This is a genomic window from Lysobacter sp. yr284 (assembly GCF_900107375.1).
GTDB lineage: Bacteria > Pseudomonadota > Gammaproteobacteria > Xanthomonadales > Xanthomonadaceae > Lysobacter.
In genome coordinates, this window is record NZ_FNPT01000024.1 from 62,623 (window position 1) to 70,906 (window position 8,284).

At 70.9% G+C, this 8,284-nt stretch carries 7 protein-coding genes; 3 read left to right on the forward strand and 4 right to left on the reverse strand.

All coding sequences use genetic code 11. The features are described from left to right. The first annotated feature begins 33 nt into the window (after positions 1 to 33). Positions 34 to 1,419, forward strand: coding sequence for a transporter (locus BLV01_RS22320; RefSeq protein ID WP_091805363.1), 1,386 nt, complete (start codon positions 34 to 36; stop codon positions 1,417 to 1,419). Positions 1,420 to 1,506: 87 nt separating this feature from the next. Here the strand turns inward: BLV01_RS22320 and BLV01_RS22325 are convergent, their stop codons facing one another. The 4 genes from BLV01_RS22325 to BLV01_RS22340 form a co-directional block, all read right to left on the reverse strand. Further along, complete coding sequence (locus BLV01_RS22325; protein WP_091805366.1) at positions 1,507 to 2,175, reverse strand: hypothetical protein; 669 nt, start codon at positions 2,173 to 2,175, stop codon at positions 1,507 to 1,509. Between the two features lie 35 nt (positions 2,176 to 2,210). Beyond that, positions 2,211 to 3,674 carry a sigma-54 dependent transcriptional regulator gene (locus BLV01_RS22330; protein ID WP_217633571.1) on the reverse strand — a complete coding sequence of 488 codons (1,464 nt, stop codon included), beginning with the start codon at positions 3,672 to 3,674 and terminating at the stop codon, positions 2,211 to 2,213. A 306-nt stretch (positions 3,675 to 3,980) separates the two neighbouring features. Continuing rightward, entirely contained in the window at positions 3,981 to 5,033 is a 1,053-nt protein-coding gene (locus tag BLV01_RS22335) for a class 1 fructose-bisphosphatase (RefSeq protein WP_091805368.1), read from the reverse strand. A gap of 172 nt (positions 5,034 to 5,205) precedes the next feature. Then, a complete protein-coding gene (locus BLV01_RS22340; RefSeq protein WP_139179079.1) occupies positions 5,206 to 5,706 on the reverse strand; it encodes a hypothetical protein in 501 nt (166 codons plus the stop codon). Positions 5,707 to 5,861: 155 nt separating this feature from the next. Here BLV01_RS22340 and BLV01_RS22345 point away from each other — a divergent pair, with 155 nt between their 5' ends. Further along, complete coding sequence (locus tag BLV01_RS22345; protein WP_091805373.1) at positions 5,862 to 6,302, forward strand: hypothetical protein; 441 nt, start codon at positions 5,862 to 5,864, stop codon at positions 6,300 to 6,302. A gap of 84 nt (positions 6,303 to 6,386) precedes the next feature. Then, positions 6,387 to 7,538 carry a DNA polymerase IV gene (gene dinB, locus BLV01_RS22350; RefSeq protein ID WP_091805377.1) on the forward strand — a complete coding sequence of 384 codons (1,152 nt, stop codon included), beginning with the start codon at positions 6,387 to 6,389 and terminating at the stop codon, positions 7,536 to 7,538. Positions 7,539 to 8,284: the final 746 nt, after the last annotated feature.

The following is an 8,284-nucleotide window of genomic DNA, read 5'->3' on the forward strand; positions in this document are numbered from 1 at the left end:
TCCCATTTAGCCGGCATGCCAGGAGGCCCGATCATGCGCGCCGCACCGTTGTCCCTCGCCCTCGCCGCCGCGTTCGTCGCGCCGGCGCATGCCGCCGGCGCCGCCGCGTCCGGCGATGCCGAATCCGCCCCAGCATCGTCGCCGCCGCTCGCATCGCTGCACCAGCGCATGCTCGAGATGAGCCGCGAACTGGCCGCGCAACGCGCCGAAATCGCGCGCCTGCGCGGCGAGGTCGACGAACTGGAACTGGCCGGGCGCGGCCGCGGCCTGGGCCCGCCGCCGGCCGCAGCGCCCGACGGCGCGCAGCAAGGCGCGCCGCGCGATGCGCGCGAACTGGCGCAGGACGCGCGGCGCAAGGCCGCCGGCGACGCGCGCGGCGACGCCCAGGACGAACCCGGCAAGAGCGGCGACGGCGGCGCGCCGGTGCAGATCGGCCAGGCCCAGCGCGAAGAGGACGCGCAGCGCCGCGAACAGGAAAAGGCGCTGGTGGTGCGCGAGCACGCGCCGCTGTTCGAACGCCGCTTCACCTTCGACGCCGGCATCAGCTACAGCTATTACGACCGCCGCCAACTCGCGCTCAGCGGCTTCCTGGCGCTGGACGCGATCTTCCTGGGCAGCATCAACCTCGACCAGACCAAGGCCAGCATCGCCACCGTCGAGCTGAGCGGCCGCTACGGCCTGACCGACCGGCTCAGCATCGAGGCCAGCCTGCCTTACGTGTATCGCGATTCGCGCTTCGTCAGCGGCGGCGCCGGCGGCGCGTCGAGCGTGGTCAGCGAAGTGCGCATGCGCTCGCAGGGCGTGGGCGACGCGAGCGTGGCGGCGTACTACCAATGGGTGAAGGAATCCCAGCGCTGGCCCGACATCGTCACCAGCCTGCGCGTGCGCGCGCCGACCGGGCGCGATCCGTTCGGGCTCAAGCTGGTCCAGCCCGACGCCGACAACAACAACCTCAACATTCCCGAAGACCTACCGACCGGCTCGGGCGTGTGGGCGGCGACGTTCAACGTCTCAGCGCTGCGCACCTACGACCCGGTGATCCTGTTCGGCAATCTCGGCTACACCTACAACCAGCCGCGCGATTTCGACGACATCTCGCCGGTGGCCGAGCAGGTCTCGCCGGCGCGGGTCGCGCTGGGCAACACGGTGCAGCTCAGCGGCGGCCTGGCGATCGCGCTCAACGACCGCTCGGCGGTGAGCTTCAGCGTCGCCAGCGCCACCACCGGCGCGACCCACACCACCGCGCCGGGCGCGCGCAAGCGGCGCGTGGCCGGCAGCTCCAGCAACTCCACCACCTTCAACATCGGCGCCAGCTATGTGTTGCCGTCGGGGTGGACGTTCAACGGCCAGCTCGCCGCGGGGCTGACGCCGGACGCGCCGAATTTCGTGTTCTCGCTGCGCGGTTCGCGCTCGTTCTGAGCGCGACCCGCATGCGGTCGCTTGCGGGCCATGACGTCGCACGGTGCCCGGGGACGGGGCGGAAGGTTTCCGCCCCGTTTTTTTACGTCACAGGCGGTCCCAGCGGTCCTTGATCTCCGCGCAGGCGGCGGTCAGGCCGTCGAGCCGGCGCTTGTTGGCCTTGGGCGCGGTGTAGATCTTGCGGGTCGCGATGTCCACCACGTAGCAGCGCGAAGGCTGCACCCTGCCGGGAGCGGACAGCTTGCGTTCCAGGTGAGCCTGCAGCGCGGCGGCGACATAGTTGGCGCCCTTCTCGTCCAGCGGCTGGCTCTTGGAAAAATGCAGCTTGACGCACCCGACCGCTTCGCCGGACTGCGGATCGAGCAGCAAGGCGTCGGGGCGGGCGACGACGCGCACGCCGGCCAGCTCGATCGCGTCCGAACACCGCGCATCGGCCGCGATCGGGACCAGTGACTCGAGGTCGAGCCCGGCACTGAGTTCGACGAAGGAGTCGATGGCGTCGGCGGAGTGGGCGCGGTCCTGGGCTTCGAACTCCGAGCCGCCGGCTTCGCGCCTGAGCGCCTGGGCGATGCCGTGCGCACGCGCGCCGTCGGCCAGGCCCGATGCGATCAGGCCGGAGATGGCCTCGCGCGCATATTGGTAGCGAACGGCCTTGACCGCCGGTACGTGCTTTTGGTCCCTGACGATCTGCCGCCGCCGGGCCGGCGTGGCCGTCATGTATTCGCCGAGTTTGTTGACCGAGATGCGAGGATCCATCCTGTTCCCTATGTCGGTGAGTGCACCGGCACAGGTTACTCGGCGGCCGTCTCCTCGCTTGCGACTTCCTCGGCCCCGCGCATGCCCAGGCGCTGCATCAGCCGGTACAGCGTCACCCGCGACACGTCCAGTTCGCGCGCCGATTCGCCCAGCCGCCCGCGGTTGCGCTGCAGCGCGCGTTCGATCGCCTCGCGCGTGGCGGTGTCGCGCGCCTGCTCCAGGGTCACCGGCGCGCCGCCGCAGGCTTCGCCGATGTGCAGGTCGGCGGCGGTGAGGTAGCGGCCTTCGGCCATGACCACGGCCTGGCGCACGCGGTTGATCAGTTCGCGCACGTTGCCGGGCCAGGGATGGCGGTGCATGGCCTGGCGCGCGCACGGCGAGAAGCCTTTGATGCCGCGCGAGGTCTCCTGCGCGTAGCGCTGCAGCGCGTGGTCGGCGAGCAGGTCGATGTCGCCGCCGCGTTCGCGCAGCGGCGGCTGCTGCAGGCGCAGCACGCACAGGCGGTGGTAGAGGTCGGCGCGGAAGCCGCCTTCGACCACGGCCTGGTCGAGGTCGTGGTGGGTGGCCGAGACGATGCGCACGTCGACCGGGACCGGCTCGTGCCCGCCCAGGCGCTCGATCGTGCCCTGCTGCAGGAACCGCAGCAGCGAGGCCTGGCTGTCCAGCGGCAGGTCGCCGATCTCGTCGAGGAACAAGGTGCCGCCGTGGGCCATCTCGATCCGGCCGAGCTTGCGTTGCTGCGCGCCGGTGAAGGCGCCGCGCTCGTAGCCGAACAGTTCCGACTGCACCAGGTGCTGCGGGATCGCGCCGCAGTTGATCGCCACGAACGGCTGGCGCGCGCGCGGCGAGTGGCGGTGCACGGCCATCGCCGCGAGTTCCTTGCCGGTGCCGGTCTCGCCGGCGATGAACACCGGCGCGTCGGTGCCGGCGACCTTGTGCAGGCTGCGGCACAGGGCGCGGATCGGCTCGCTCTGGCCGATCATGCCGTCCACACCGATGCCGGCCGCGCCGTGGCCGCCGGCGCCGCAAGCCAGCGCGGCCATGCCGTAGGCGTGGCCGATGACGGTGTGCAGCACCGCCTCGGGGCACGGCAGGGTGACGTAGTCGTAGCAGTAGTCGCGGATCAGCCGGCGGGTGGCTTCGTGTTCGAGCTGGGCGGCGGCGATGCCGGCGATCCAGCCGGCGTTGTGCGCGGCCAGGGCCGGGCCGAGTTCGTCGAGATCGCGCGCCTGGAAGCCCTCGCGCAGGTCGATCAACACCGCGTGCGGCAGCCGCGGGCTGGATTGCAGCTGGCGCAGCGCGGCGCGCGCGTCGTTGGCGCGGCGCAGGTTCCAGCCCAGGTTCTGCAACGGCGCCAGGGCGTGCATGCGGCCGGCGCCGCCGGGGCTGAGGTAGAGCAGTTCGCGCGCGCCGTCGCCGCGCCTTGCGGGGAGTTTGGCGGCGCTCGGTGTCGGCGCGGCGTAGCGCTGCGCCGGCTCGCTGTGGATGCCGTTGGCCATGATGATCTGTCCCCGCGGGCGCAAAAAAACGCGCAAACATTCCCTGTTGTCTACTCCAACGCAGTGCCTCGCGAAAGCCGGCCACCGACGGCCGGTCGTCTCGTCCGAGTGCGTTTTCGGCGGGCTTTTTGCAGCTCGGGGGCTGCGGCACCAGCGGTAGTGGTGCGCGCGCGCGATGGGCGCATTGGATCGTGGCAAGCGCGGCGCGCAGGCGATGCGGATTGCGCCTGCGCGATCGCCGCGGCGATGGCCGTGGCGCGACCGCAACCGCGGCGGCGCGCGCCGGCCGCCGCGATTTGCGCGAAGTTACGGCTGCTCGGCGTCGAATTCGTGGTGGTAGCGCACCGCGGTCTCGACTTCGCGCTTGCTGCCCAGGAACACCGGCACGCGCTGGTGAAGGCCGGTGGGCTGCACTTCCAGCATGCGCTGGCGGCCGGTGCTGGCCGCGCCGCCGGCCTGTTCGACCAGCATCGCCATCGGGTTGGCTTCGTACATCAGCCGCAGCTTGCCGCCCTTGTCGGCGCACTTGGCGTCGAGCGGATAGCTGAAGATGCCGCCGCGGGTCAGGATGCGGTGCACGTCGGCGACCATCGAGGCCACCCAGCGCATGTTGAAGTCCTTGCCGCGCGGGCCCTGCTTGCCGCTGAGCAGGTCGGCGACGTAGCGCTGCATCGGCGGCTGCCAATGGCGCTGGTTGGACATGTTGACCGCGAACTCCGCGGTTTCTTCGGGCACCTGCATGCCGCGCGTGGTCAGCACGAAGCTGCCGACCTCGCGGTCGAGGGTGAAGGCGTGGGTGCCGTGGCCGATGGTCAGCACCAGCATGGTGCTGGGGCCGTAGGTGGTGTAGCCGGCGCAGACCTGGGCGGTGCCGGGCTGCAGGAAGTCCTTGTCTTCGGCCTGGACCACGCCGTCGGGCGCGCGCAGCACCGAGAAGATCGTACCGACCGAGATGTTGACGTCGATGTTGGACGAGCCGTCGAGGGGATCGAACAGCAGCAGGTAGTTGCCGCGCGGGTAGACGTCCGGGATCGGGTGCGAGGTGTCCATTTCCTCCGAGGCCAGGCCGGCGAGGTGGCCGCCCCAGGCGTTGGCTTCGAGCAGGATCTCGTTGCTGAGGACGTCGAGCTTCTTCTGCGCTTCGCCCTGGATGTTCATGCTGGCCGAGCCGGGGGTGCCGGCATCGCCGAGCACGCCGCCGAGGGCGCCCTTGCCGACCGCGATGGAGATCGACTTGCAGGCGCGCGCGACCACTTCGATCAGCAGGCGCAGGTCGGCGTTGATGCGGCCGGCGCGTTGTTCCTCGATCAGGTAGCGGGTCAGGGAGATGGCGGAGCTGGACGGGGCGACGGCGGACATGGGCACTCGGGCGCTGGCGGCGAGGGGGCGCCATTGTCGCCGAAGTCGATGACCCGGCGTCGTGCGCCGGCGTTGCCTGTTCAGCTTGAAAGGCAGCGGGCCGGCGCGCGGGGCGGGCGGCGTGCGCGTCGCCTGTCGCGGTTGTGCCGACGCGTGCGCGCCCGCTGCGGCGTCAGACCCGCAGCGCGTCGACCTCGCGGCGCAGATGCCGCTCGGTGACCCCGAAGGCGTGCGCGATCTCGCGCTGGTCGCAGCCGGCGCGCACCGCGGCGCGGATCGCGACCCGGCGCAGGGCCACGAACACGCCCCAGGCCGAGGGGATCTCGATGGTGCCGGCGGCGCTGGCGCGGTCGAGCAGGCGGCGGTGCACGGCCGCGTCCAGCTCCGAGTCCAGACCCAGGCGCGCGGCGCAGGCGCTGCGGCCGCGCGGTAGATAGACGCGGCGGCCGCCGTGGCGGTGGACCAGGCGCAGCATCGCGGCGAAGCCGCAGGACTCGGCGATTTCCGCCGCCGCCCACGGCAGCGCCGCCAGCGTCTGTACCCGGTGGCGTTGGCAGAAGTCGCACAGCGCATGGAAGTTCTCGCCGTCCGGCGTCGGCAGTCCGGCGAAACAGGGCGGGGCGGCGGCCGCGGCGGCGGCGGCGGGCGGAAGCGGCGTGGCATGCAGGTTCATGCCTGCGATGAACGCCTTGGCGCCGGCCACGTGAACGCGCCGCGCCGCGGCCGCGGTCCGCGCCGCCGTCTGCGGACCCGGCCCGCATGGCGCGGCGCCGCGCCCGCGCCCACCTTCGGCGCGCGGCGATCCCGCCGCGGTTACCGGAGCATGTCATGGCCTACCAGATCGATCCCTGCACCACGCCGCTGGCGATTCCCGAGCGTCGTTGGGCCGCGAACGCCAACGTGGCGCCGACCGCCGGCGGCGACACCCGGCCCACCGTGCAGTTCACGCCCTTCAGTTCCTGCATCGGCATCTGCGCGCGCAACAACACCGGCACCCAGGTGATCGGCATCCACCTGTCGGTGCGCGACCAGAACGGTGCGCTGTTCAGCAGCGGCGACGTCGCCACCGTCACCGGCATCCTGCAGAACTGGAACTACGACATCGACACGGTGATCGTGCTCGGCCAGACCTCGGCCTGGGAAGGCTCGGTGCCGCAGGCCTACCAGGACCTGCTGGCCGCGCTCGACGACCCGGCGGTGTACTCCTTCGGCGACGGCCAGTACGGCGCCGGGCTCAACGACGGCGATGTGCTGGAACCGACCTACTGAGCCGCGCGCGGCGGCGGACGCGGGCGGACCGGCTACCATGCGCGCATCCGCACGCCATGCCGCCGCCCGCGCCCGCCTCCGTCCGTGTCCGTCCCTCCGCGCAAGGTCCTGCACATCGACATGGACGCGTTCTACGCGTCGGTCGAACAGCGCGACGACGCGTCCCTGCGCGGCCGCCCGGTGGTGGTGGCCTGGCGCGGCGCGCGCTCGGTGGTGTGCGCGGCCAGCTACGAGGCGCGGGTGTTCGGCGTGCGCTCGGCGATGCCGGCGGTGCGCGCCGAACGGCTGTGCCCGCAGGCGGTGTTCGTGCCGCCGGACTTCGTCCGCTACAAGGCGGTCTCGCGCCAGGTGCGCGAGATCTTCGCCCGCCACACCGACATGATCGAACCCTTGTCGCTGGACGAGGCCTACCTCGACGTCACCGCGACCAAGACCGGCCTGCCTTCGGCCACCGCGACCGCGGAAGCGATCCGCGACGCGATCCGTGAGGAAACCCGGCTCACCGCGTCGGCCGGGGTGGCGCCGAACAAGTTCGTGGCCAAGATCGCTTCGGACTGGAACAAGCCCGATGGGCTGTTCGTGGTCAAGCCGCACCAGGTCGAGGCGTTCCTGGCGCCGCTGCCGGTCGGGCGCCTGCCCGGCGTGGGCAAGGTGATGGAGCGCAAGCTCGCCGACTTGAACGTGGCCACCGTCGCCGACCTGCGCGCGCTCGGCGGCGAAGCGCTGGAACAGCGCTTCGGCCGCTGGGGCCGGCGCCTGCACGAACTGGCCTACGGCCTGGACGACCATCCGGTCGAACCCGAACGCCCGACCCTGCAGATTTCCTCGGAAGACACCTTCGAGCGCGACGTCCCGCTGGAGCGCACCGGCGAGGAGATCCGCGCCCTGGCCGGCAAGACCTGGGCCGGCTACCGGCGCGAACTGCAGCGCCGGCCCGGCCGCATCGCCCGCACCGTGGTGCTCAAGCTCAAGACCGCCGACTTCCGCATCCTGACCCGCAGCCTGACCCCGCCGCAGCCGCCGGCGAGCGAGCGCGAGTTGGCCGACATCGCCAGCGCGCTGCGGCTGCGGGTGGAGTTGCCGGCGGACACGCTGTATCGCCTGGTGGGCGTGGGGCTGTCGGGATTCGCCGAGGAAGGCGACGCGCTGGCGCAGTCGGATCTGTTCGCGGCGGGGTTCGCGTTGGATGCGGGGGTGGATTCGTCGGTGGAGGATGAGGCGGGGTCTGACGATTGAGCGCTGCGGTGGCTCGGGCGAACGCCCGGACTCCTGGACCGCTACGTTTTCTGTTGCTGTTGCTGTTGCCGCTTTGTCGCAACTTCGACCGAAGCCCATGCTTCGCAGACCCGGAGGGCGCGCGCATGGATGCGCGCGTGCGCCGTAGGGGCAGGAAGCCCCTTACGGCGCATCCCCGCGCAAGGTGCTGGACTTAGTGGCTAGCGACCTTAGAAAAGCGTTTTTCTTTGGTTACTTTCTTTTGGCGCGCTGCCAAAAGAAAGTAACTCGGCCGCTTGCGGACGAAAGCCTTTGATTGCCGCTTGTCGTCACTCGTTAACGACGGCAGTGCAGTTGCGTATCCGACTGTAGGAGCGGCGCAAGCCGCGACCGCGACAACGCAACTACGACGAGACTTTCATCGTTACTGCGATGACGCGGTCGCGGCTTGCGCCGCTCCTACAGGGGGCGTGCCGCGGTGGGTTCTTCCTTATGCGTGTGCGTACGCGTGACGACAAGCATCGATCAAGAGCTTCCGTCCGCAAGCGGCCGGGTCACTTTCTTTGTCCAAAGCCACAAAGAAAGTAACCAAAGAAAAGGCATTGCTGTTTCGGATCAAGAGCCACTATGGCTCACAGCGGCGCGGGGCCGCGCCATAAGGGGCATCCTGCCCCATGGCGCGCGCGCGCATCCATGCGCGCGCCCTCCGGGGCTGCGGGACGTGTGCTTTGCGTGGGGTTGCGTCCGAGCGAACAGCAACAGCAATA

What these genes read in the sequence shown, in the direction of transcription:
- BLV01_RS22330 (WP_217633571.1), bottom strand. Translation starts at nt 3,674, where the DNA reads ATGGCCAACGGCATCCACAGCGAGCCGGCGCAGCGCTACGCCGCGCCG.
- BLV01_RS22340 (WP_139179079.1), bottom strand. Translation starts at nt 5,706, where the DNA reads ATGAACCTGCATGCCACGCCGCTTCCGCCCGCCGCCGCCGCCGCGGCC.
- BLV01_RS22325 (WP_091805366.1), bottom strand. Translation starts at nt 2,175, where the DNA reads ATGGATCCTCGCATCTCGGTCAACAAACTCGGCGAATACATGACGGCC.
- BLV01_RS22320 (WP_091805363.1), top strand. Translation starts at nt 34, where the DNA reads ATGCGCGCCGCACCGTTGTCCCTCGCCCTCGCCGCCGCGTTCGTCGCG.
- BLV01_RS22345 (WP_091805373.1), top strand. Translation starts at nt 5,862, where the DNA reads ATGGCCTACCAGATCGATCCCTGCACCACGCCGCTGGCGATTCCCGAG.
- BLV01_RS22335 (WP_091805368.1), bottom strand. Translation starts at nt 5,033, where the DNA reads ATGTCCGCCGTCGCCCCGTCCAGCTCCGCCATCTCCCTGACCCGCTAC.